This is a genomic window from Neptunicoccus sediminis (assembly GCF_001719615.1).
GTDB classification, from domain to species: domain Bacteria; phylum Pseudomonadota; class Alphaproteobacteria; order Rhodobacterales; family Rhodobacteraceae; genus Amylibacter; species Amylibacter sediminis.
Genome location: NZ_MDVX01000001.1, coordinates 182,540 through 204,371, shown reverse-complemented (window position 1 = coordinate 204,371; position 21,832 = coordinate 182,540). Strand labels below are relative to the sequence as shown.

The window sequence follows — 21,832 nt, the reverse complement described above, 5'->3', positions numbered from 1 at the left end:
TCATGCGCATCGGTTTTGTCGTTCTCGCCCATACGGATTTATACCGCACCGCCCAGATGGTGCGACACCTGTCCGAACAGGATTGCGCTGTGGCGGTTCATATCGACAAGAAGGTGGAGGCGGCTGAATTTGACGCCTTCCGAAACGATCTGGAGGGGTTGGAGAATATCGTCTTTCCCAAACGCACCGCCTGCGAATGGGGGGCGTTTTCTCTTGTGCAAGCCACGCTCGACAGTGCCGAGGCTTTGCTGAAACGGTTTGAGGATGTCACCAACGTTTTGTTGATCAGCGGTTCCTGTCTACCGATCCGGCCCGTAAAGCAGCTCAAGCGGTTTTTGTCCCGCAATATAAAGACGGATTTTATCGAATCCGTTTCTGTGAAGAACAATATCTGGGTCAAGGACGGGCTGAACGAAGAGCGGTTTACCATGTATTTTCCGTTCTCATGGCGCACGCAACGGCGGCGGTTCGACCGGCTGGTTGCGCTGCAACGGCGGCTCGGGGTGAAGCGAAAGATACCCGAACCGCTGGTTCCCCACATCGGATCGCAGTGGTGGTGTCTGACGGCCAAGACCCTGCGCGCGATTATCGACGATCCCAAACGTCCCTATTACGATGCTTATTTCAACTGGTCGTGGATACCGGATGAAAGCTATTTCCAGACGCTTGCGCGGCTTCACTCTGAAAAGATCGCGTCCCGCTCTCTGACGTTTTCCAAGTTTGACTATCTCGGCAAACCCTTTGTATTTTACGATGACCATCTCAAAGAACTGACCCAATCCGACTGTTTCTGGGCGCGGAAAATGTGGGTCGGGGCGGACCGGCTTTATGACCATCTGCTTGATCCGAAACGGGCAAACCAGTCTATGTCTCAGGCTGATCCCAAAGCCTTTGACGCTAAATTCGAGGCAGCCGACCAGCGTCGGTGTGAAGGTGGCACCGGGCGGTTCCATCAGGGCCGTTTTCCCTATGACCGCGCCGAACGTACCGGCGTTTCTGCGACGCCCTACACCGTTTTTGTCGGATTTAAGGGGCTGTATCAGGCGTTCCCCGAATGGATCGAGAGCGCCACTGACGCCCTGTCCCACGGCAGTGTTTTTGCCCGCAGCCATGTCGGGGAACAAGCACCGGATGAGAATTTCGCGGGCAATCTTCCGGCAGTGCCCGCCATTCGCAACCGCAATCCAAAGGGATACCTTGCCAATCTTCTCTGGCCGGCGCGGGACCGGCATCAGTGTCTGCTATATGATTTCCGTGATACCCCGCACATCCTGCAAACACTGGCCCATGATCCGATGGCCCATATTGTGATGATCCGCCATGCGTGGTTGCTCAGCCTGCTGAACCGTCCGGCCAGTTTTGAAAATCAGGTGTCTAACGCGCGGCGGTTCCACCGGATCGAGCAGCGCTTCCTGCGGGAGTTCGCCAAACCCAAGGCCGTCGCCCGTCTGCATACCATCGCGCTGGAGCGTGCGGTGCATGAACCGTCCGAAACATTAGAGCAGGCAATCGCCCATATTCCGCGAAATGCAAAACACCCGTTGAAACTTATGCCCAAGCGCGAAAATGTAGAGGGACTGGAGAACCTGACCCGCAAGCTGCGTGACCGTGGTCTGATGATCGAGTATGAATTTCCGACGCGGTCCAAGACCAAGAAACAGGACGCGGCTTTTGAAAGGCCGTATGTGGTGAAGTAAATGGCAGGCCCATTCAAGTATTTCGTATTGCTGGCAAACATGCGGACAGGGTCCAATCTGTTTGAGCAGAACATCCAGTTGTTCGACGGTTTTTCCTGCCACGGCGAACTGTTCAACCCGCATTTCATCGGCTTTCCGAACACCACGACTGCTTTTGGCGTGACGATGACCGAACGGGAGGTCAAACCCCAGAAGCTGATCAACCGGATGATCGCAAAAGAGACCGGCACTTTGCCGGGGTTTCGTCTGTTTTCGGATCATGACCCCCGCGTGCTTGAGCATTGTCTGAACGATCCGCAATGCGCCAAGATTGTTCTGACGCGCAATCCGCTCGACAGTTTTGTGTCCCATGCCATCGCCAAAGCCACCGACCAGTGGAAACTGACCGATGTCAGCAAACGCAAGCTGGCGAAAGTGCGGTTCGATTTTCTGGAGTTCAAATCCTATCTGACACGGTTGCAGGGCTATCTGACCCAGATCAAACACAGCCTTCAGAAAACCGGCCAGACGGCGTTCTATCTGGGCTTTGACGATTTGAACGATGTCGAGATTTTTAACGGTCTGGCACGGTTTCTGGGGGAAGAGGCGCAGTTGAAACAGCTTGGCGACAAGATCGTGCGCCAGAACCCCGAGGGACTTGAGGAAAAGGTAGAGAATTACACAGAGATGCTGGACCAGTTGCGCCAGCTTGATCTGCTGAACACGGATGCGGTTCCGGTGCTGGAACCTGTGCGCAATCCCGGCTCAAAGAATTTTGTCGCGGGCAACGATGTGCCGCTGTTGTTCATGCCGATGGCGCGGGATGAACTGCCCGAAGTGACTGCATGGCTGGCCTCCCATCAGGGCAGTGCATCGGCTGTGTCGCAGGAAATGAACCAGAAACAGTTGAACCAGTGGCTGTCCGATACACCTGTCCGGCGGTCTTTTACGGTGATCCGTCATCCGCTGGAACGGGCCTATGATGCGTTTTACAAACACATCTTTTGCACCGGCGACAGGGGGTTTCCGTGGATCCGCACGGCCCTTGAGAATCATTACGGTGTGAACCTGCCGGACAAACGTTCCACAGTTGAACCGAACCGCACGGTTCTGGAAAACTCCGGTTATACCGCGCAGGCCCACGGGCGCGCGTTTCTCGGGTTTCTGGATTTTCTCAAAGGCAATCTTCAGGGGCAAACTCGGGCGCGGGTGGACCAGTCCTGGGCATCGCAGAACTCTATTCTGCAAGGGTATGGCCGGCTGACGTTCCCCGATAGTCTGATCCGCCACGAGAACCTGTCCGAAGAACTACAGCGTATTGAGGCGGATATGGGGCTGGAGCCGAAACCTCTGCGAAAGGCGACCTCCGCTTATTGCTATGAACTGGCGGAAATCTACACAGAAGATATGGAAAAGCGCGCCAGAGATGTCTATGCGCGCGATTACCAGATGTTCGGTTTTTCCGATTGGGGTTAAGGCAGTCGGTTCAGGCTCAGGCCGCTTTGGAGGTCGTCAGCTCTGTCAGGATCGAATAGAGCGTTTGCGGATCGCTGTTAGCCCGCAATTTGCTGCAATTGTCTTCACTGCGCAGGGTGCGGGACACCATCGCCAGCGCCTTGAGATGTTCGGGGCTGTCATTGACAGGGGCCAGCAGCGTGAAGATCAGGTCTACTGGCTGGCGGTCCAGACTGTCGTAATTCACAGGCTTTTCCAGCCGGTAGAACAGGCCGACAATCCGGTCCAGCGTTTCAAAACGGGCGTGCGGAATGGCAACGCCACGCCCCACGCCTGTCGTGCCCAGATTTTCGCGGGCTTGCAGAGCAGAAAACACCTCGTCGGCTTTCATGTCGTAAACAGTTTCAGCCTGTTCCGAGAGGTTTTGAAGAAGTCGTTTCTTGCTGGAGGCACCTGCTGCGTAACGCACAGCTTTCGCATCCAATATTTCGGCCATTTTCATAACATGCCTCTGCTCTGCGATCCGGCTTTATTCCGGATCAATCCACCCGATGTTCCCGTCGGAACGCTTGTAGACCACGTTTACCCTCTTGCGTCCTTCGTTCTGAAAGACCAGAACGTTCTCTCCGGCCAGTTCCATCTGCATGACGGCCTCTCCAACGGACAGGGATTTAATCTTGGTCTGTGTTTCGGCAACAATAATAGGCTGAAGCGTATCAGGCTCAGCAGCATCATCCCCAACGTCTTCTTGAGCGAGGATATACGATGGAGCGCCGAATGTTTCAACTGGTGTCGAACGGTGGGAATGGTGATCTTTCAACCGGCGCTTGTACCGGCGCAGCTGTTTCTCCATTTTTTCGCCACAGGCATCGAAGGAATCATAGATTTCATTGGCATGCGCCTTGGCATTCACCGTAAGGCCGGTTGACAGATGCACAGATGATTCGCAGACGAATTCATGTCTGTCTTTGGAAAACGTAATACTGGCCTCGGTAGGTCGCTCCGCGTATTTCTCAACAATAGCACCAAGCTCTTGTTTGACGTGGACCTGCAGTGAATCACCGATGTCGATCTGTTTTCCGCTGATTTGATACCGCATGAAAGCTCCTTTCAAGAGATTACAGAGCAAAGCTCTGGCCGGGTGACGGTCACCCGTTTGATCGCCCTGTGCAATGCGCACAGCACAAACGGGTCAGACTGCGGCAAAGCTGCGGTACTGAGGAATATGCGCCAGAATTAAAGGGACGATCATAGTAATAATGTTAGTGCCAACTTCTTCATCTGGCAACTTTTATACGTCACAAATTTGCGATAGCCGGAATGACCGGCAGTTTGCAGCCCGTCAGATGCGGAACTCTTCGCCAAGATAGACGCGGCGCACGTCGTCATTGCGCACCACTTCTTCCGGCGTACCGGACATCAGGACGGTGCCATTATAAAGAATATAGGCACGGTCGATGATCTCGAGCGTTTCGCGCACGTTGTGGTCGGTGATTAACACCCCGATGTCGCGGTCCTTCAATTGCGCCACAAGGCTGCGAATATCGCCCACGGCTATCGGGTCTACACCGGCGAAAGGCTCATCAAGCAGCACATAGTTCGGGTTTCCTGCAAGACAGCGGGCAATCTCAACGCGGCGACGCTCCCCCCCTGAAAGGGCCACTGCCGGACTGTCCCGCAGGCGGGTGACGGAAAACTCCTCCATCAACTGTTCGGTGCGCGCGCGCCGTTTGGATTTCTCCGGTTCCCACAACTCTACGACGGACCCGATGTTCTGTTCGACATTCATGCCGCGAAAAATGCTGGCTTCCTGTGGCAGATAGCCAAGACCCAACCGCGCGCGGCGATACATTGGCAGGTTGGTCACATCGCGCCCGTCGATGGTAACAGTGCCGGTGTCCGCTGCGATCAGACCGGCGATGGAATAAAAGCTGGTGGTCTTGCCCGCCCCGTTCGGACCAAGCAGCGCCACCACTTCTCCGCGGTTCAGGCGCATGGAGACATCTGTCAGTACCTTGCGCTTTTTGAAGGCTTTGCTCAGCCCGACAACCGATAGGCCGGTGGACTGGGGATCGGAAGGTTTGGATTGGGTCATTGATCGGTCTTGGGGACAAATACTGTTTTTACATTGCCGTTCATGGTGCCCCGATTGCTGTTCAGATCAAGCGAGAGCGCATCGCCCGAAATCGCATTAACCCCCTGCACCAGTACCACATCACCAGCAAGGTTCACGGTTCCGCTGCCGACGACATAGGTGCCGCTCTGGGCTTCGGCAATTTCAGATCCGTTGGTAAACATGACGTTTGTTGTGGCCTCAATCCGGTCTATCGCGCTTTGGGCGGCGTTGTAATAGACGCGTATCTGATTGGCGGAAAAGATCAGGTTTCCCTGCACCACACGGGCGTTGCCTTCAAACGTGGCAGAGTTGGATCCCTGTTCTACAGTCAGGCTGTCAGAGGTGACTTCGACGGGTTGATTACCGTCAACTTCCATCGGGCTTAGCGCGATGCCGGTGCCTTGGGCCTGTGTCAGGCTGGCAGAGGCAATCAGGATCACTGTCAAAAGACATCTGGTAATATGGCGCATAATTCCCCCCGATCCTATTTTTTCTTCGGTTTGTATATCAGCTTAACGCCGTTGTTAAACATAAGAACCGCTTGTCCGGCCGGATTAACGTCCAGATCCTGCCGCAGTTCCATTGCACCGGACTCAATAGAGCCGATGGGCCCCTCAGCATGGACAGGCCCGTTGCTGGTGATATTGCCTGTCTCAAAGTTGACTTCCAGATTACTGCTGGTGGCCGTGTAACCGTTTGTCGTGTGCAGATCGACATTTTCCGTCAGGGCCGCCGTGGATGACACAAGGTCCAGCGCACCGGCGCCCGCGTTGGTGCGCATGGTGTTGCCGTTCTTGAAGCTGATGGTGGCGCGGGGCTGGTTCAGTTCCACATGCTGCGGCTTTACCCCGTCAGGCAAGGCCCATTCCGCCGAAATGGAAAACGCATCGCCGGATTTTGTCACGCCGGAAAAATGCGGATTGGTGATCTTCTGCCCCACCGCCAGTTCCGCCAGCGTGGCATCTGCGATAATCAGGCCTTCGCGCAGCTTGCTGGTGTTGGAGAGCACAAAGATACTCGCCATCAGCAGAAGCGCCAGAATGGGGAAGGCCCATTTCAGCACTCTGACAAGGCGCGAGTATCCGTCACGCTCTGCTACTCCGACGATGGGTTCCTGACTGTCCAAGGTTAATGCGCGAAGATGTCGGTGTCAGGCCAGCCCATCAGGTCCAGCGCACCGCGGTGGGGGAGGAAGTCGAAGCAGGCTTTCGCAATTTCGGTACGGCCTTCACGGGCCAGACGTTTATCCAGTTCCTCTTTCAGCCGGTGCAGATAAAGCACATCTGACGCCGCATAATCCAGTTGCGCCTTGGTCAGATCCGCCGCGCCCCAGTCGGAACTTTGCTGCTGTTTGGAAATATCCACACCCAGCAATTCCTGCGTCAGGTTTTTCAGCCCGTGACGGTCTGTATAGGTGCGTACCAGTTTTGATGCGATTTTGGTGCAATAGACAGGCGAGGTCCGCACGCCGAAACGGTTTTCCATTACAGCAATGTCAAAGCGGCCAAAGTGGAACAGTTTCAACTGTTCGGGGTTTGCCAGCATCCGGCAAAGATTGGGCGCTTCGCTCTGGTCCTGTGCAATCTGCACCAGATGGGCGTTGCCGTCCCCCGAAGAAAGCTGCACCAGACACAGCCGGTCGCGGTTGGGGATCAACCCCATCGTTTCGCTGTCGATTGCCACAATCGGACCCAGATCCAGATCGTCGGGCAAATCGCCTTGGTGCAGGTAGTTTGTCATAGGCTTCCCTTATCTGATTTGCAGAGCATGACGCCCAATACAGATAATAGTGGTAATCCACAAAGGTTAAAGTCGGTTGGCGGGAAGATGCTTATCGCCCTGAGAGTGGGGCAAGCGGTGATTGGCCTTGCCGCCGGGCACAGGGTGCGGGATGATCCGGTTATGACTGATCCTGTGACTCCGCCCGCGAACGCCCCGAGATCCGAAGCCAATTTGCGGCTGCGGGTGGTGTTTGATGATGGCGTGCGACTTGGCCCGGGCAAGGCGGATTTGCTGGGGCTGATTGCCGAGCACGGTTCTATTGCTGCGGCAGGGCGGGCCATGAAGATGAGCTATAAACGTGCGTGGATGCTGGTTGAGGAAATGAACACAGCTTTTCAAGACCCTTTGGTAGAGAGTTCCCGTGGCGGCAGTCAGGGCGGCGGGGCGCATCTGACTGCGACAGGCCAGAAGGTTCTGACAGCCTATCGTGGTATGGAGCAAAGACTGAGTGCAGAGGCTGCAAAAGAACTGGCGTTTCTGTCAGGGTTGCGTGTCGATGTGTCCGGTGGGAAGTAACGATTGTCAAAGCCACCAGCCCCGTGCGATATTTCCCGCTGTACCTATCGCTAGGCAAGGATAAGCAAATGCCCCGTAGCCGGAGCCTGCACGGATTTTTCAGACGGATGGCTTGTGTTGCCCTTGGTCTCGCCGTGGTGTTCGCACCTCTGCGCAGCACGGCGGACACGTTGACGGTGTTTGCCGCGGCCAGTCTGAAAAATGCGATGGATGTGCTGGCGCAGAACTGGCGGGCAGAGACTGGCCACACCGCAAGCGTTGCTCTGGCGGGGAGTTCTACGCTGGCCCGACAGATCGAACAGGGCGCACCTGCGGATGTGTTTATCTCGGCCAATACAGACTGGATGGACCGGCTGGAAACACGCGCACTGGTGGCGACAGGGTCACGGGTTGATCTGCTGGGCAACACGCTGGTTCTGGTGGCACACGGGGACCATGCGCCCGAGGTTCCGCTTAACACGCTGGCGGAAACGCTTGGCACCGGTCATCTGGCGATGGCCTTGGTTGATGCTGTGCCTGCGGGCATCTACGGCAAGGCCGCGCTGGAGCATCTGAACCTGTGGCAGCAGGTTGAAAAACAGGTGGTGCAGGCGGACAACGTGCGGGCCGCGCTGGCCTTTGTTGCCACCGGAGAGGCCCCTTTCGGGATCGTCTATGCCTCTGATGCGGTGGCGGAAAGCAGGGTTTCTGTCGTGACCCGTTTCCCGCGCGACAACCAAGCGCCGATCCGCTACCCCGCTGCGGCGATCAAGGGCGGCAAGGAGGATTTGGCCGCCGAATTCCTGACCTATCTGCAAAGCCCCCCGGCGCAAGCGGTTTTTGAACAACAGGGGTTTGAGACACTTGGACGCTAGGATCGCCCGATGGACTGGTTAAGCCCGCAGGAGTGGGACGCGGTTGCCCTGTCGCTGCGGGTGTCTCTCTGGGCGACGCTGTGTAGTCTGCCCTTTGGCATCTTTATCGCCTATGCCCTGTCCCGCTGGCAGTTCTGGGGCAAGCAGGCGCTGAACGGTCTGGTGCATCTGCCCTTGATCCTGCCCCCCGTGGTGACGGGTTATCTGCTGTTGCTAAGCTTTGGCACACAAGCACCGCTTGGCGGGTTTCTCCAAGACTTTGGCATTGTATTTGCCTTCCGCTGGACGGGGGCGGCGCTGGCGGCGGCGGTGATGGGATTTCCCCTGATGGTGCGGGCGATCCGCCTCTCGCTGGATGCGGTTGATCCGAAACTGGAGCAGGCGGCGGCGACACTCGGAGCATCGCCGCTGTGGATATTTGTGACTGTGACCCTGCCCCTGATCCTGCCCGGTGTGATTGTCGGCACGATTCTCGGCTTTGCCAAGGCGATGGGGGAATTTGGCGCGACGATCACCTTTGTCTCTAACATCCCCGGCCAAACCCAGACCCTGCCAACTGCGATCTATGGGTTCTTGCAGGTGCCAGGGGGCGAAAGCTCTGCCTTGCGGCTGGTGGTTATCTCGCTGATCGTGGCCCTGTCTGCATTGATCCTGTCAGAGCTACTGGCGGCGCGGGTCGCCAGAAAGGTACGGGGCACATGACGCTTTCTGTCACCGTGAAACACCGCTTTTCCGGCTTTGATCTTGATGTAGGTTTTGACGCGCCTGCAGGTGTTACGGCACTGTTCGGGCGCTCCGGTTCGGGAAAAACCACCGTCGTGCAGACCATCGCCGGATTGCTGCGCCCCACGGCAGGGCAGGTCACAGTGAACGGCAAGACCCTGTTTGACAGCGCCACAGGTGTCTGGGTGCCGCCCGCCAAACGGCGCATCGGCTATGTTTTTCAGGAAGGGCGGCTGTTTCCCCATCTGAGCGTGCATCAGAACCTGCGGTACGGGGCGTGGTTTGCCAAGCGCAGGCAGGGCGCTGCATCGTTTAATCATGTGGTCGATCTGCTGGGGATTGCCCCCCTGCTGGAGCGCCGCCCCGCCGCCTTGTCAGGGGGCGAAAAACAGCGTGTGGCGATTGGACGGGCGCTATTGTCTGCGCCCGATCTGTTGCTGATGGACGAACCTCTTGCCGCATTGGACGAGGCGCGAAAGCTGGAAATCCTGCCCTATCTGGAACGGCTGCGGGACGAGACTGCGATCCCGATGATCTATGTCAGTCACACAGTCGCGGAAATTGCGCGGCTGGCGACGACGATCGTGGTTCTGAATGACGGTAAATTGTTGCGCAGCGGCCCCGCGTCAGAGGTGCTGGGCGATCCGGCTATTCCTTTTCCCCTTGGCGTGCGCCGTGCGGGGGCCTTGTTGACGGCACAGGTGGTGGCCCATCACGATGACGGGCTGAGCGAGCTGGCAATCGGGGCGGGGCGGCTCTACCTGCCGCTGATCAATGCCGCTGCCGGCACGCGGATCAGGGTCAGGATTGCAGCGCAGGATGTGGTTCTGGCGACCCGCAAGCCGGATCATATCTCTGCGCTTAATATTCTAAAAGGCAGGGTTGCCGAGGTGCGCGAAGGGGATGGACCGGGGGTTATGGTCTCGGTCGATGTGGACGGGCAGACGGTGCTGGCCCGTATCACCCGACGGTCCCGTGACGCGCTGGGCCTGCGCGTGGAAATGACCTGTTACGCCATCACCAAATCCGTCGCCATAGCGCGCGATGACATCGGGATTTCCGGGGTTTAGAGCCAATAAAAGACCCTTAAAGAAGCAAAAGGCGCAGCGGGTGATGCTGCGCCTTTCTTATATCAGGCTACCAGTCGCGGTTCGCTTTTGGCCTTGGTCTGTTCGGGCTTGGCCTTCACCTCACCTTCGATCAGGCATTTGTGCAAGACACTGACGGCGGCGTCGGCATCTTCGCGCAGGGTGACGATCTGGATATCCACATTGCGCGGACTTTGCTGCACGGCAATCGGGATAATTCCGGCGTCATCCAGCGCGGCGAGTCCTTTGGAGAGTGCGCCAAGCCCGCCAAGATCGCGGCCGATGGCGGCAACAACCGACAGGCTGCGGGCGGTTATAGAGGCGGTCGGATATTCCGCCACCAGATCGCTTTCGACCCGCTTCACATGCTTCAGCGAAGAGTCCACGTAATGGGTGATCGCATTGGCGTTAGAGGATTTCGCCACGATGCTGACCTTGTGACGGGTCAGCGCCTGAAGGATCGTCGCGTCATAGCCTTTGACCCCGACCATATCCTGTTCGAACACTTCCAGCGCAAAAACATCCAGCGCGGTGACGATTTCCACCTGCGGCGTCTCTGCGTCTGAATCGTCAATCAGCGTACCCGGATCGCCCGGATCAAACGCATTGGTCACACGCAGCGGGATAGAGGACTGGCGCAGTGTTTTTGCCGCCGAAGGGTGGATCGCTTCCATCCCCATATTCGAAAGCTGGTCCGCCACGTCATAGTTGGTGTGACCAAGCTTGCGCACATTTTCCAGACCGACAAGGTTCGGATCGGCAGAGGACAGGTGGAACTCCTTATGGATAATCGCCTCATCCGCGCCGGTTTGGGCGGCGATACGGCTGAAAGTGACTTCGGAATAGCCACGGTCATACAGGGACATCAAACCTTCGGAACATTGTGCATAGCCTGTGACGATAGGCAGTTCGCTGCTGACATCCACATCCTTCATCCCTTCGGCAATGCGTTCCTCCAGCGTGACTTCCCGTTCATCGCGCCAACCGCCAAGATCCACGAAACGGGCGTTTACACCGGCACGGCGCAACAGCAGGGTGGTGACAAAGGCTGAGTGGCTCTCACCCAGACCGGAGAGCAGTTCGCGGGTGATGCCCATGTGACGGCTAAGCCGGAAATGCCCGTAAGAAGACAGGCGTTGCAGGTCGATTAGACAGGAACGCGCGCCCTCAATCCGTTCGCGCACGAAATCATCCGCCTCACGTATATCGGCAGCGGCGTCCAGCACTTTGCGGTGGGCGGCGTTCATGGCGTCCATCACGCGGTTCAGGGAATCAGACCAGCCCAGATCGCTGCTGTCATTGGCAAAACGTGCATAAACCCCCGGTTCGCCGGTTTTTTTGTGTTCCAGCAGCAGATTGGTAATCCCGCCATAGGCCGAAACCACAAAGATGCGGTTGTAGGGGTTTTCACCGCCTTTAAGGAATAAAGTATCGAGCAGTTCAGCAGAGCGGGACATGGAAGTGCCGCCGATTTTCTCTACGGTATGAGCGTGTTTAATCATATTTTTCGCCCCCGTTTTGACGGGAACGCCTTCAAGTCTGAGTGGAAATACCGCCGCAATGACAGTAACAGCCGTACCGCTGTGCGGCTGTCACTGGGGGCGTTTCTGGCCTTTAGGGGCCGCGTCTTAATCCGCAGGGGCGTAAGAGCCATCCTCGCGGTGGACTTCGGTGCCAGTTACCGGCGGGTTAAAGCAGCAGGCCATCACCAGTTCTTCTTCCGCGCGCAGGGTGTGTTTGTCATGCAGGTTCAGCGCATACATCACACCGGGACGGATTTCATGGGTCTCGCCAGTGGCCAGATCGGTGATAGAGCCTTTGCCGGACATGCAATAGACGCTCTCAAAGTGGTTCTTGTAGTGGAACGTATGTTCCGAACCTGCCTCAAGATTGGTGATGTGGAAGGAAAACCCCATTCCATCATCGGCCAGCAGCAGACGGGTTGAGGTCCACTGTGCGTCTTTGACTTCTTTGTCGGTGTTTTTCAGGTCGTTCAGGTCACGTACGATCATTCTATTTACTCCGCAGCGATTTTTGTTTGTGTGGTCGCGTTGAGACAGCTGCGTGCCGCTTCAACGAGGGTTTCGAGCCCTTGGGTGAATTGATCTACTGGCGTTGTCAGCGGCGCAAGCACTTTGACCACCTCATCCTGTGCGCCGGAGGTTTCGATCACCAGCCCTTGGGCGAAGGCTTGCGCGCAGATCGCCGCTGCCAGTTCGCCATTGGTGACGTCCACACCCTGCATCATGCCACGACCCTTCAGGCGTGCACCCGGAATCATATCCGCGATGATTTGCAGGTGGCCTTCCAGAATTTCCGCTTTGGCCGCCACATCCTTTTTGAACGTGTCGTCTGCCCAGAATTTTTCCAGCGCAACCTTGGCGGTGACAAAGGCATGGGTGTTGCCCCGGAATGTGCCGTTATGTTCGGCTGGCTTCCAGATATCCAGTTCCGGCTTGATCAGCGTCATGGCAAAAGGCAGCCCGAAACCGGAAAGCGATTTGGCCAGTGTGACCATATCCGGCTCAATGTCCATTTCATCAAAGCTGAAGAAATCCCCTGTGCGGCCAATACCGGCCTGAATGTCATCCACGATCAGCTTTGCGCCAACGGATTTTGCCAGACGCGCGATGCCTTCGACCCAAGTGCGGGAGGCCGCGTTCAAGCCGCCCTCGCCCTGTACCAGTTCGAGGATGATCGCCGCCGGAGCATCAATACCGCTGCTGTCGTTGGTCAGCATGGTTTCAATCATCGCCAGCGTGTCCACGTCATCACCAAGGGAGCCTTCAAACGGCAGGTGGGTCACGCCGTTCAGCGGTACGCCCGCACCACCCCGTTTGCCGGAGTTGCCCGTCAGGGACAACGCGCCAAGGGTCATGCCGTGAAAACCGTTGGTGAAAGAAATCACGTTGGTGCGGCCTGTCACCTTACGGGCCAGTTTGATTGCGGCCTCAACAGCGTTGGCGCCGGTTGGACCTGTCATCATCACCTTGTGGTCCATGCCACGAGGGGTCAGGATCAGGCGTTCAAATGTCTCCAGAAACGCAGCTTTCGGGGCAGTATACATATCCAGCGCATGGGCAATGCCATCGCTTGTGATGTGATCTACCAGTGCGGCTTTCATATCCGCATCATTGTGACCGTAGTTCAGGGAAGAACACCCGGACAGGAAGTCGGTGTAGTTATTGCCCTTCGCATCGGTCAGCGTGGAACCGGAGGCAGTGGTGAACACCGTGTCAAAGGCGCGGCAGTAGCTGCGCACCTGGGATTCGCGGCGTTCAAAGATGGTTGTGTCGGCTGAAGTATCAGTCGTCATAGCAGTTTCCTTTTGTGTTGGAGTCAGTCCGGATCAGGGGCGGCGCGTTACGCCGCAGCACCCATCGCTCCGGATTCGGGCAGTTTGATTGTCACCATATGCTCGGTGTCATGTTCGCCCTGAAAATGGGTCTCTTTTTCGAAATGGGCCTCGTGGTCCAGTTCGGCATCTTGTGCATCGGCAAAGCTGCGGAACAGCGCCCAGCTTGCGTCGTTGTCTTTGGTAATCGTGGTCTGCATCCGGATGACATCCTTGCATTCCTCGCGCGAGAGCAGGCGTTTCAACATGCGCTTGGCAAGGCCCAGACCGCGGGCTTTTTCAGATACGGCAACCTGCCAGACGAAAAAGGATTCGGGATCTTTGGGCAGCACGTAACCGGAAATCCAGCCTACCGGAACGCCGTCCAATTCAGCCAGAATACAGGTATCGCGGAAATGGTCGCACTGGATCAGGTTGCAATACATGGAATTCTCGTCCAGCGGCTTGCACGCCCCGATCAGGTTCCAGATCGCCGCGCCGTCTTCGGGCTCGGGTTTGCGGAACTTAACGTCATTACGACGCGATTTGAACGGATGAATGTCTACCACGGTATACCTCTGCAACTACTTCATTTTGATCGTTAGTTATACGAACCTTATTTTTAAAATCAATTAGGAAAGGTAATTAATTCTGACCCTGATTATAGGGTGTAGTTTCAATAAGTTATGCCGAAGTACAGGGTATTTTGCCCAATATTTGCACAGATTGTGAAGATTATATTTTGTTATGCTAACTACCTAGCCAGCTTGCAGAGGCGACTCAAACGCGATAATCTCTTGTGACTTCTCTGATAGGACTCTTCGTGGACAGAACCGATACATCCCTGATCGCCCTGCGTCGTATTCTGCGTGCAACAGAACTTTACGGACGGGCACTGGCACAGACTGCGGGGCTGACGCCGGTGCAGGTGCGGGTGTTGCAGATCGTGCTCGGGGCGGGCAGCGTGACGCCGAAACAGATTTCGGTTCAGATGGGGGTCAGTCCGGCGACGATTTCGACACTGCTGGACCGACTGGCGGCGAAATCCATGATAGAGCGGCAACGTTCCGATGTGGACCGGCGCCAGACCAATATCGTACTGACAGACAAGGGTCGTGAGGCGGTCGAAGGCGCACCGGACCCGTTGCAGCAGAAATACGTGACGGAGTTTGAGGCGCTGGAAGACTGGGAGCAGGCAATGATCGTTGCGGCGCTGGAACGGGTCGCGTCCATGTTGAACGCCTCTGCGCTGGATGCCGCGCCGGTGCTGGATGTCGGTGAAATCCAGCGGTCACATCCGCCGGAGAAACCCGGCGGCAAGTGACATTATTTTGCGGTGATCGGGTCTATTTCTTTTTCGTTCCCGACTTGCCCGAGAGTTCATCCACGCTTTGCATCACGCGGTTTTTGATCACTTCCATCGCCTCTTCGTTGCCCTGACGGACAATATCGGCCATTTCCGTCGTTGTGGTAACAGTCGCATCAAAAGTCCGCTTGGCCAGTTCCATCTGCGAGGTCATCACGGCCGAAGGGTCGGTCTCACCGGAGGTTTTCTTGAAGGTCTCGGAAATGTCGGCCAGAGTCTTTTCAAGGGCTTCGCGCTGTTTCTGGGCAACTGTCTGGGCACTGCTGTTGCTGGTCTGCGCGGCCGATTGAAGGGCCTGAAAATTGCGTCGGTGGTAGTCCATCATGGAACTGACGTCCGGCGCCGGGATCTGCATGGATTTCCCGAAATCCTGAAACATATCAATGAACGGGTTTTTGTCTTCTTTCTTTGGCATAATATACCTCCTTTTGTCAGGAGCCGGAGTGCCAGCCCCCTTTTACTACTGTAGCGGCGGGATGCTGATTTAGACAAGGAGTCTCTTGCAACCCGGCTAAATTGCTCAGTTTTTGGCCTGAACCAGTTGCAAAACCACCGGCCCGATAGACGGGACGATCGCCGCGACACCGCGTTCATTGGGGTGGATGCCATCGCCCTGCATGTAGCGCGCCATGCCGCTTTGGGTTTTGGCGGCTTCCTTCAGTCCTTTGTAAAAATCCGTGAACAGCGGAATGTCGTATTTCGCGGCGAGATCCACATACATCTGGTTGAACTGTCGCTGGTAGTCTGCGCCAAAGTTACCTCCGGCGATGATCCCGACCAGCAGCATCGGGATACCGGCCTCCTGTCCTTTTGACAGAATACGGTCCAGATTTTCCCGACTGGTTTGCGGATCAATGCCGCGCAGATAGTCATTTCCGCCAAGAGCCACAATCATACCGTCCACGTCGCCCGATAAGGACCACCCCACACGGGACAATCCCCCCGCTGTGGTACTGCCGGAGACGCCGGCGTTGATCAATTTTACGTCAACGCCCTGCTGCCCGAACCAGTTGGCCAGTTGTGGCACAAATCCCTGTTCCCGTGGCAAACCGTAGCCTGCGGTCAGGCTGTCCCCCAGCGCGAGAATGGTCTTTTGTTGGGCGTGTAGCGCACCTGTAGACAGGATCAGCACCAATGCAGTGTTGCGCAGCACCTGCGGAACACCATATCCATAGCGAGACCTCTTACGAAAGACCCGCGCCATGAACGATCCTGTCCTCTCCCTCAGCCGTGCCCATCTGTCTCTGGAGGGCAACGCAGGGCCGGTGGACATCCTGCACGACATCTCTCTTGATGTGGCGGCCGGGGAAACATTGGGCCTTGTCGGGCCAAGTGGGTCAGGCAAATCATCGCTCCTTATGCTGATGGGCGGGTTGGAACAGGCCACCTCCGGCAAGATCACGGCGCTCGGGCAGGATCTGACGGCGATGAACGAGGACCAGCTCGCGCGCTTTCGCAGGGATAATATGGGGGTGGTCTTTCAATCTTTCCACCTGATACCGACAATGACCGCGCTGGAAAATGTCGCGACCCCGCTGGAGCTGTCCGGCGTGAAGGACGCTTTTGCGCGTGCAGAGGCCGAACTGCAGGCGGTCGGTCTGGCGGCGCGGGTGGACCATTATCCGAGCCAGATGTCCGGCGGCGAACAACAGCGCGTGGCGCTGGCCCGTGCCAGTGCAACCCGCCCCCGCATTTTGCTGGCGGACGAGCCGACGGGAAATCTGGATGAAACCAACGGCGCGGCGATTATGGACCTGCTGTTCAGCCTGCGGGACCGTCACGGCGCGACCCTGATCATGGTGACACATGCCAATGAACTGGTGACACGTTGCGATCGGGTGGTACGCCTGCGCGATGGCCGGATTGACACGGCACAGCCAAGCGCCGGGGCCGCACAATGAGCCTGCGGATTGCGTCCCGTTTCGCACAGCGGGAGTTGCGCGGCGGTTTGCACGGCTTTCGGGTGTTTCTGGCCTGTCTTGCGCTGGGCGTTGCAGCCATCGCTGCCGTTGGCACCGTGCGTTCGGGAATTGAGGCCGGTTTGAAACGGGACGGCGCAGCCCTGCTGGGCGGTGATGCCGAAGTTCAGGTCACGTACCGTTATGCCAGCGCGGAAGAATTGGACTGGATGGCGCGAATTTCCGAACGGATGTCCGAAACCGTGGATTTCCGCTCAATGGTGGTGGTGGACACCCCGAACGGTTCTGAACGGGGGCTGACCCAGATCCGCGCTGTGGATGGTGCATATCCCTTGATTGGTGGTGTGCAACTTGAACCCGATATGCCGCTGGAGCAGGCTTTGGCGGGGCAAGGGGCGGTGATGGAACGGGTGCTTGCGGACAGGTTGGGCCTGACCGTGGGGGATGGTTTTCGGCTGGGGGAGCGGGATTTCACCCTCAGCGCCCTGCTGCTGCGCTATCCGGATAATGCTTCGGGCGGGTTCGGGCTCGGACCGCGTACGATTGTGCGGACCGCTGCATTGGAAGGCTCTGGCTTGCTGGCCGAAGGATCGCTTTATTCTACCGAATACCGTCTGGACCTGCCAGACGGTGCCGCGCTGCAATCCCTGAAGGAAGAGGCTGAAACCCTGTTCCGCGACAAGGGTCTGCGCTGGCGGGACAGCCGACAGGGGGCCGGGGGCGTACAGCGTTTTGTAGAGCGGATCGGCGCGTTTCTGGTTCTGGTTGGCCTGTCGGGATTGGCCGTTGGCGGTGTTGGGATTTCCTCGGCGGTTCGGGCCTATCTTGCCGGAAAAACCGGCGTGATTGCCACGCTCAAGACCCTTGGCGCCACACGGCGCACGATTTTTCTGACGTATTTTCTGCAAATTGGCGTTCTGACCCTACTTGGTGTGGCGCTGGGCCTTTTGATCGGGGGCAGCCTTCCGGTCTTGCTCGCCCCTTTGATCGAAGCGCAACTGCCGATCCCTGCAGAATTTGCAATCTATCCGAAGCCCCTGATCGAAGCTGCGGTTTACGGGGTTTTAACTGCGCTGATCTTCACGCTCTGGCCTCTGGCGAAATCCGGTGACATTCGCGCAGCGACCCTGTTTCGCGATGCATTTACCGGCTCGAATACCCTTCCGGCACCCATATATCTGGTGGTGATGGTGGCACTGGTTGGCCTGCTGCTGGCCCTTGCGGTCTGGTTCTCCGGCACGGTTTTCCTGACACTCTGGACTGCCGGAGGCATTGCGGCGGCCTTGGTCCTGTTGCTGCTGGCGGCTTGGGGTATTCGGACACTGGCGCGCCGGATGCGCCGCGCTGCACGGGGGCGCACCGGACTGCGGCTTGCGCTTGGGGCGATTGGTGCCAAGGGCGGTGAATCCACCTCGGTGGTTCTCTCGCTTGGTCTCGGGCTAAGCGTTCTGGCTGCTGTCGGAGAGATCGACGGCAACCTGCGAAATGCTTTCGCCAGCGAGCTGCCCGAAATCGCACCGAGCTATTTTTTCGTGGACATCCAGCCCGACCAGATTGACGGTTTTCGTGCGCGTCTTGCAGAGGACCCGAAGGTGAATAACGTCGAAAGCGCCCCGATGATGCGCGGTGTAATTACCCTTATTAACGGGCAGCCGGCCGAAGAGGTCGCCGGTGGCCACTGGGTTATTCGCGGGGATCGCGGGCTGACCTATGCAGGCGCGCAACCCGACGGCACGACCCTGACCGAGGGCGCATGGTGGCCCGAAGATTACACCGGACCGCCACAGATGAGCTTTGCGGCAGAGGAAGCGGCAGAGATCGGGCTGGGGCTGGGCGATGAGGTTACGGTAAACATCCTTGGGCGTGACATCACAGCCGAGATCACCAGCCTTCGCGATGTAAGCTGGGATGACGCCGGAATCGGTTTTGTGATGACGCTGGACGCAAACACGCTGGCCGGTGCGCCTCACAGCTGGATTTCCACTGTCTATGCCGAAGAAGACGCCGAAGCCGCGATCCTGCGGGATCTCGCCACGGCCTACCCCAATATCACCGCGATCCGAATCCGCGATGCAGTGGCGCGGGTTGTGGAGCTGGTGGGCGGCATTGCGGCGGCCACCCGTTACGGCGCAGTCATGACGCTGGTTACGGGCTTTCTGGTGCTGATCGGCGCGGCGGCCGCCGGTGAAAAAGCGCGGGCCTATGAAGCGGCTGTTCTTAAGACGCTGGGCGCATCGCGGGCGCAGATCTTGGGCAGTTTTGCCCTGCGAGCCGCGCTGCTGGGATTGGGGGCAGGGGTGATAGCACTGGTCGCCGGACTCCTGGGGGGCTGGGCTGTGATGACTTTCGTCATGGAAAGCGATTTCAAAGTGATCTGGGGCAACGCCATATTGATCATTACGGGGGGCGTGCTTGCCTCTTTGTTGGCGGGGCTGGTCTTTGCCTTGCGTCCGCTTACCGCCTCGCCCTCGCGAATCCTGCGTGCGCGGGAGTAGGCAACACGGGCCTGTCGCGGCAAACACGGCAGCGCTCGCTGTGACCTTGGCGGCAATCCCCTGTTTCTTTGGCTAAGGCCGCAATACGTTTGGATAGTATGCCTACCCTTTTTCCACGTTAACTATCCGTTTCAAAAGAATTTTTTCAGTCCGTCTCTGGTAAATATACCTCAGAGACGAAATTGGAGAATTTGCCTTGAAACGGATACACTTTGGAATTTGCCTCGCCCTGATGGCACCGGCACCGGCTGTTGCGCAAGATACCTTCGGGCTAAGCAAGGCACGATATGCGATCTACCAATCCCAGATTGATGTGCTGCAACGGCGCGGTATTCTCAAGCCGGATGCAGAGGTTCAAAAGGCCCCTGTTGTGCAAGACATTGTTGTGTCAACCAAAGGTCGGCTCGGGGGGCGTCATATGGCCACCTATCTGTCCTCGGCAAAGGCAGCGGCCCGTCGGCATAACGTTCCCGAAAGCCTGTTTTTGCGTCTGATCCAGCAGGAATCCGCATGGAACAAGAACGCACGCTCGCCGGTAGGTGCGATTGGTCTGGCCCAACTTATGCCGGGAACCGCGAAAGAGTTGGGCGTGAACCCGAACGACCCGCATGCAAACCTTGAAGGCGGTGCACGCTATCTCAGCGAACAGTTCAAGCGTTTTGGAAGCTGGCGACTCGCTTTGGCGGCCTATAACGCCGGTCCGGGTGCCGTGAAGAAATACAACGGTATTCCACCTTATAAAGAGACCCAGAATTACGTCCGAAAAATCCTTGGGGGTTAGACCGGGCTTCAGGTAAAAATGCATGGATTATCGAAAGTAAGGTAAAGCCTGCATCGCGTCTTTCGTGTGTAACCATCGGCTTTGCGTGTGAATTACGTGCCGGTTAACCTTTGCGCCTTCGTTTCTCGTGCAGGCCAATTCTAATTGGGTCAGGGACTCCAGCAAATCCTTTGCACCAAATAAGGCGCAGGATCCGCCGAATTTATGCGCTGCCGCCTGAAGTGTCGAAAACTGGCGTCTTGCGGTCAGATGAGCGATGGTTTCCGTTATCCTGTCCCCCTCAGCCAGAAATGACTCCAACCGTTCAGACAACCCTTCCGCCCCGAAAACATGCTTGAGTTCGCTCAGCTGAATTTGACACAGCAGGGGAGGTCTTCGCTGACTCTCACCTGCGGGGGCTGCATTTATTTTACAATGGAATACCCCGCTGACCGGATCGTGATTATCCATCAGGTTGCTTGTCCGGGCCGTCGTAAATTGCAAACCCTTGCTTCGAATTACTAAATGGCGATGCGCAAGTAAGTCTCGCGAAGTTGGCTCCAGCGGTCGTGGCCTGCCAGTTTTCCGCTCAAAACGTTCAGTCAAAATCTGTTTAATCTGTCGTTGTTTTTCCAGAGCTGGCACCACCTTTTCACGGTTTCGCATTGATAAACTTGTTGTGCACGAGATGAATAAAGCGACCCGCCACAATTTTCTGTTCTCGATTTTCCGGCGCCTAACGCCATTACAGGGATTCCATCCCGCAACGTGTTATTCCGCAGAAAAATTAAAAAAGTCATAACGACCGCGCGGGTGGGCTAAATAAACATCTCAAGACAGTCCACGTCGTTCTGGAAAAATTCAGAAAGATCAAATTGGTCTGGAAATCTGAAAGAATTGTTAACCTTTTCGTGGATACAACACTCTTTGCAAGACGCTGAAATCGCATCGCGGTTCGTGTCGAACAAGGTGAAACGCGCACCGCTGTAACCGGCAAATTGTCAAAGCGCAGATCGTAGGAGAATCGGTGCGCTGCAAAAGGCAAGGTTGCAGACAGCACGTGCAAAATGGGATGGGACAGATGAAAATACTGATAGCAGATGACCACGATCTGGTTCGTGATACGATTGCATCCTACATCCAGTCTGAAGCTGATATTGAGGTGTCACGCTCTGCCAACCTTCATGAAGCTTTGACCTTAATCAGCTCTGATGGCCCCTTCGATCTGGTGCTTCTGGATTTCGACATGCCGGGAATGAACGGCCTGTCCGGACTGACCAAGGCGCTGGAAGCGAATTGCCAGAAACCGGTCGGAATTATATCCGGCACCGCCACGGCGTCTATCGCGGAGGCCGCTCTGGATGCGGGGTCCGCCGGTTTTTTACCCAAAACCATGTCAGCGAGATCGCTCCTTAACGCTGTCCGCTTCATGGCTGAAGGTGAGACATTCGCGCCGGTCAGTTTTATGGCAAACCGTACCGAAAATGACCACGAATTTGATACGCTCCTTTCCACAAGAGAGAAGGAAGTTCTAACCGGATTGTCCAAGGGACTGGCCAATAAAGAAATTGCCCGCGAACTCGATCTTCAGGAGGTTACGGTCAAGCTCCATCTGAAAACGCTTAGCATAAAACTGAACGCCCGCAACCGGACTCATGCAGCCATGATTGCGCGAGATGCCGGATTTATTTAAAGGACGGAAGGTCACGTTTTATTAATAGAAAAGGCGGCACCGATGGGTGCCGCCT

Annotated in this window: 24 protein-coding genes; 11 read left to right on the top strand and 13 right to left on the bottom strand. The window is 56.8% G+C overall.

Annotated elements, in window-relative coordinates; genetic code table 11:
* The first annotated feature begins 2 nt into the window (after positions 1–2).
* On the top strand, positions 3–1,697 hold the full coding sequence (locus BFV97_RS00960; protein ID WP_069298445.1) for a DUF5927 domain-containing protein: 1,695 nt from the start codon (positions 3–5) through the stop codon (positions 1,695–1,697).
* On the top strand, positions 1,698–3,152 hold the full coding sequence (locus BFV97_RS00955; protein WP_069298444.1) for a sulfotransferase family 2 domain-containing protein: 1,455 nt from the start codon (positions 1,698–1,700) through the stop codon (positions 3,150–3,152). It begins immediately after the preceding gene.
* 16 nt (positions 3,153–3,168) lie between these two features.
* Here BFV97_RS00955 and BFV97_RS00950 read toward each other — a convergent pair whose 3' ends face one another.
* The 6 genes from BFV97_RS00950 to BFV97_RS00925 all read right to left on the bottom strand — a co-directional run bounded on the left by BFV97_RS00950 (position 3,169) and on the right by BFV97_RS00925 (position 6,987).
* Complete coding sequence (locus BFV97_RS00950) at positions 3,169–3,633, bottom strand: PTS sugar transporter subunit IIA (RefSeq protein WP_069298443.1); 465 nt, start codon at positions 3,631–3,633, stop codon at positions 3,169–3,171.
* A 27-nt stretch (positions 3,634–3,660) separates the two neighbouring features.
* Positions 3,661–4,230: a ribosome hibernation-promoting factor, HPF/YfiA family gene (hpf, locus tag BFV97_RS00945; protein ID WP_069298442.1), complete on the bottom strand. Its 570-nt coding sequence runs from the start codon at positions 4,228–4,230 to the stop codon at positions 3,661–3,663.
* 243 nt (positions 4,231–4,473) lie between these two features.
* Positions 4,474–5,226 (bottom strand): LPS export ABC transporter ATP-binding protein, encoded by a 753-nt coding sequence (gene lptB, locus BFV97_RS00940; protein ID WP_069298441.1) that lies wholly within the window; start codon positions 5,224–5,226, stop codon positions 4,474–4,476.
* Positions 5,223–5,717 carry an LptA/OstA family protein gene (locus BFV97_RS00935; RefSeq protein ID WP_069298440.1) on the bottom strand — a complete coding sequence of 165 codons (495 nt, stop codon included), beginning with the start codon at positions 5,715–5,717 and terminating at the stop codon, positions 5,223–5,225. The genes lptB and BFV97_RS00935 overlap by 4 nt, the downstream gene beginning before the upstream one ends.
* Positions 5,718–5,731: 14 nt before the next feature.
* A complete protein-coding gene (lptC, locus tag BFV97_RS00930; protein WP_157888248.1) occupies positions 5,732–6,373 on the bottom strand; it encodes an LPS export ABC transporter periplasmic protein LptC in 642 nt (213 codons plus the stop codon).
* Positions 6,374–6,375: 2 nt separating this feature from the next.
* Entirely contained in the window at positions 6,376–6,987 is a 612-nt protein-coding gene (locus tag BFV97_RS00925) for a ribonuclease D (protein WP_069298438.1), read from the bottom strand.
* Between the two features lie 87 nt (positions 6,988–7,074).
* Between BFV97_RS00925 and BFV97_RS00920 the strand changes: the two genes are divergently transcribed.
* The 4 genes from BFV97_RS00920 (at position 7,075) to modC (ending at position 10,192) form a co-directional block, all read left to right on the top strand.
* Positions 7,075–7,545 (top strand): winged helix-turn-helix domain-containing protein, encoded by a 471-nt coding sequence (locus BFV97_RS00920; protein ID WP_342672131.1) that lies wholly within the window; start codon positions 7,075–7,077, stop codon positions 7,543–7,545.
* A gap of 68 nt (positions 7,546–7,613) precedes the next feature.
* Positions 7,614–8,399: a molybdate ABC transporter substrate-binding protein gene (modA, locus tag BFV97_RS00915; RefSeq protein ID WP_069298437.1), complete on the top strand. Its 786-nt coding sequence runs from the start codon at positions 7,614–7,616 to the stop codon at positions 8,397–8,399.
* 9 nt (positions 8,400–8,408) lie between these two features.
* Positions 8,409–9,101 carry a molybdate ABC transporter permease subunit gene (modB, locus tag BFV97_RS00910; RefSeq protein ID WP_069298436.1) on the top strand — a complete coding sequence of 231 codons (693 nt, stop codon included), beginning with the start codon at positions 8,409–8,411 and terminating at the stop codon, positions 9,099–9,101.
* Positions 9,098–10,192 carry a molybdenum ABC transporter ATP-binding protein gene (modC, locus tag BFV97_RS00905; RefSeq protein WP_069298435.1) on the top strand — a complete coding sequence of 365 codons (1,095 nt, stop codon included), beginning with the start codon at positions 9,098–9,100 and terminating at the stop codon, positions 10,190–10,192. Before modB ends, modC begins: the two co-directional genes overlap by 4 nt.
* Positions 10,193–10,254: 62 nt before the next feature.
* Here the strand turns inward: modC and BFV97_RS00900 are convergent, their stop codons facing one another.
* The 4 genes from BFV97_RS00900 to ectA all read right to left on the bottom strand — a co-directional run bounded on the left by BFV97_RS00900 (position 10,255) and on the right by ectA (position 14,104).
* A complete protein-coding gene (locus BFV97_RS00900; RefSeq protein WP_069298434.1) occupies positions 10,255–11,712 on the bottom strand; it encodes an aspartate kinase in 1,458 nt (485 codons plus the stop codon).
* A 126-nt stretch (positions 11,713–11,838) separates the two neighbouring features.
* Entirely contained in the window at positions 11,839–12,222 is a 384-nt protein-coding gene (locus BFV97_RS00895; protein WP_069298433.1) for an ectoine synthase, read from the bottom strand.
* Between the two features lie 5 nt (positions 12,223–12,227).
* Positions 12,228–13,526, bottom strand: coding sequence for a diaminobutyrate--2-oxoglutarate transaminase (gene ectB, locus BFV97_RS00890; protein WP_069298432.1), 1,299 nt, complete (start codon positions 13,524–13,526; stop codon positions 12,228–12,230).
* Positions 13,527–13,573: 47 nt separating this feature from the next.
* Complete coding sequence (ectA, locus tag BFV97_RS00885) at positions 13,574–14,104, bottom strand: diaminobutyrate acetyltransferase (protein WP_069299015.1); 531 nt, start codon at positions 14,102–14,104, stop codon at positions 13,574–13,576.
* 263 nt (positions 14,105–14,367) lie between these two features.
* Between ectA and BFV97_RS00880 the strand changes: the two genes are divergently transcribed.
* The gene (locus tag BFV97_RS00880; protein ID WP_069298431.1) at positions 14,368–14,868 is read left to right on the top strand and encodes a MarR family winged helix-turn-helix transcriptional regulator; all 501 of its coding nucleotides are present in this window, start codon (positions 14,368–14,370) and stop codon (positions 14,866–14,868) included.
* Between the two features lie 22 nt (positions 14,869–14,890).
* On the opposite strand, the gene BFV97_RS00875 is transcribed toward BFV97_RS00880, so the two are convergent.
* Entirely contained in the window at positions 14,891–15,325 is a 435-nt protein-coding gene (locus BFV97_RS00875; RefSeq protein ID WP_069298430.1) for a phasin family protein, read from the bottom strand.
* A 105-nt stretch (positions 15,326–15,430) separates the two neighbouring features.
* Positions 15,431–16,114, bottom strand: coding sequence for an arylesterase (locus BFV97_RS00870; protein WP_172827893.1), 684 nt, complete (start codon positions 16,112–16,114; stop codon positions 15,431–15,433).
* Between BFV97_RS00870 and BFV97_RS00865 the strand changes: the two genes are divergently transcribed.
* The 3 genes from BFV97_RS00865 to BFV97_RS00855 all read left to right on the top strand — a co-directional run bounded on the left by BFV97_RS00865 (position 16,113) and on the right by BFV97_RS00855 (position 20,105).
* On the top strand, positions 16,113–16,811 hold the full coding sequence (locus tag BFV97_RS00865; protein WP_069298429.1) for an ABC transporter ATP-binding protein: 699 nt from the start codon (positions 16,113–16,115) through the stop codon (positions 16,809–16,811). The genes BFV97_RS00870 and BFV97_RS00865 overlap by 2 nt on opposite strands.
* On the top strand, positions 16,808–19,324 hold the full coding sequence (locus BFV97_RS00860) for an ABC transporter permease (protein ID WP_069298428.1): 2,517 nt from the start codon (positions 16,808–16,810) through the stop codon (positions 19,322–19,324). The genes BFV97_RS00865 and BFV97_RS00860 overlap by 4 nt, the downstream gene beginning before the upstream one ends.
* A gap of 196 nt (positions 19,325–19,520) precedes the next feature.
* Complete coding sequence (locus BFV97_RS00855) at positions 19,521–20,105, top strand: lytic transglycosylase domain-containing protein (RefSeq protein WP_245667513.1); 585 nt, start codon at positions 19,521–19,523, stop codon at positions 20,103–20,105.
* A 27-nt stretch (positions 20,106–20,132) separates the two neighbouring features.
* Here BFV97_RS00855 and BFV97_RS00850 read toward each other — a convergent pair whose 3' ends face one another.
* Positions 20,133–20,750, bottom strand: coding sequence for an Hpt domain-containing protein (locus BFV97_RS00850; RefSeq protein ID WP_083225440.1), 618 nt, complete (start codon positions 20,748–20,750; stop codon positions 20,133–20,135).
* A gap of 415 nt (positions 20,751–21,165) precedes the next feature.
* On the opposite strand from BFV97_RS00850, the gene BFV97_RS00845 reads away from it, so the two are divergent.
* Positions 21,166–21,777 (top strand): response regulator, encoded by a 612-nt coding sequence (locus tag BFV97_RS00845; RefSeq protein WP_069299013.1) that lies wholly within the window; start codon positions 21,166–21,168, stop codon positions 21,775–21,777.
* The last annotated feature ends 55 nt before the right edge of the window (positions 21,778–21,832 follow it).

What these genes read in the sequence shown, in the direction of transcription:
- BFV97_RS00920 (WP_342672131.1), top strand. Translation starts at nt 7,075, where the DNA reads ATGCTTATCGCCCTGAGAGTGGGGCAAGCGGTGATTGGCCTTGCCGCC.
- BFV97_RS00860 (WP_069298428.1), top strand. Translation starts at nt 16,808, where the DNA reads ATGAGCCTGCGGATTGCGTCCCGTTTCGCACAGCGGGAGTTGCGCGGC.
- BFV97_RS00925 (WP_069298438.1), bottom strand. Translation starts at nt 6,987, where the DNA reads ATGACAAACTACCTGCACCAAGGCGATTTGCCCGACGATCTGGATCTG.
- BFV97_RS00865 (WP_069298429.1), top strand. Translation starts at nt 16,113, where the DNA reads ATGAACGATCCTGTCCTCTCCCTCAGCCGTGCCCATCTGTCTCTGGAG.
- ectB (WP_069298432.1), bottom strand. Translation starts at nt 13,526, where the DNA reads ATGACGACTGATACTTCAGCCGACACAACCATCTTTGAACGCCGCGAA.
- BFV97_RS00950 (WP_069298443.1), bottom strand. Translation starts at nt 3,633, where the DNA reads ATGAAAATGGCCGAAATATTGGATGCGAAAGCTGTGCGTTACGCAGCA.
- hpf (WP_069298442.1), bottom strand. Translation starts at nt 4,230, where the DNA reads ATGCGGTATCAAATCAGCGGAAAACAGATCGACATCGGTGATTCACTG.
- BFV97_RS00845 (WP_069299013.1), top strand. Translation starts at nt 21,166, where the DNA reads ATGAAAATACTGATAGCAGATGACCACGATCTGGTTCGTGATACGATT.
- modC (WP_069298435.1), top strand. Translation starts at nt 9,098, where the DNA reads ATGACGCTTTCTGTCACCGTGAAACACCGCTTTTCCGGCTTTGATCTT.
- BFV97_RS00895 (WP_069298433.1), bottom strand. Translation starts at nt 12,222, where the DNA reads ATGATCGTACGTGACCTGAACGACCTGAAAAACACCGACAAAGAAGTC.
- BFV97_RS00935 (WP_069298440.1), bottom strand. Translation starts at nt 5,717, where the DNA reads ATGCGCCATATTACCAGATGTCTTTTGACAGTGATCCTGATTGCCTCT.
- BFV97_RS00870 (WP_172827893.1), bottom strand. Translation starts at nt 16,114, where the DNA reads ATGGCGCGGGTCTTTCGTAAGAGGTCTCGCTATGGATATGGTGTTCCG.
- BFV97_RS00900 (WP_069298434.1), bottom strand. Translation starts at nt 11,712, where the DNA reads ATGATTAAACACGCTCATACCGTAGAGAAAATCGGCGGCACTTCCATG.
- BFV97_RS00875 (WP_069298430.1), bottom strand. Translation starts at nt 15,325, where the DNA reads ATGCCAAAGAAAGAAGACAAAAACCCGTTCATTGATATGTTTCAGGAT.
- lptB (WP_069298441.1), bottom strand. Translation starts at nt 5,226, where the DNA reads ATGACCCAATCCAAACCTTCCGATCCCCAGTCCACCGGCCTATCGGTT.
- BFV97_RS00955 (WP_069298444.1), top strand. Translation starts at nt 1,698, where the DNA reads ATGGCAGGCCCATTCAAGTATTTCGTATTGCTGGCAAACATGCGGACA.
- BFV97_RS00850 (WP_083225440.1), bottom strand. Translation starts at nt 20,750, where the DNA reads ATGCGAAACCGTGAAAAGGTGGTGCCAGCTCTGGAAAAACAACGACAG.
- BFV97_RS00960 (WP_069298445.1), top strand. Translation starts at nt 3, where the DNA reads ATGCGCATCGGTTTTGTCGTTCTCGCCCATACGGATTTATACCGCACC.
- modB (WP_069298436.1), top strand. Translation starts at nt 8,409, where the DNA reads ATGGACTGGTTAAGCCCGCAGGAGTGGGACGCGGTTGCCCTGTCGCTG.
- modA (WP_069298437.1), top strand. Translation starts at nt 7,614, where the DNA reads ATGCCCCGTAGCCGGAGCCTGCACGGATTTTTCAGACGGATGGCTTGT.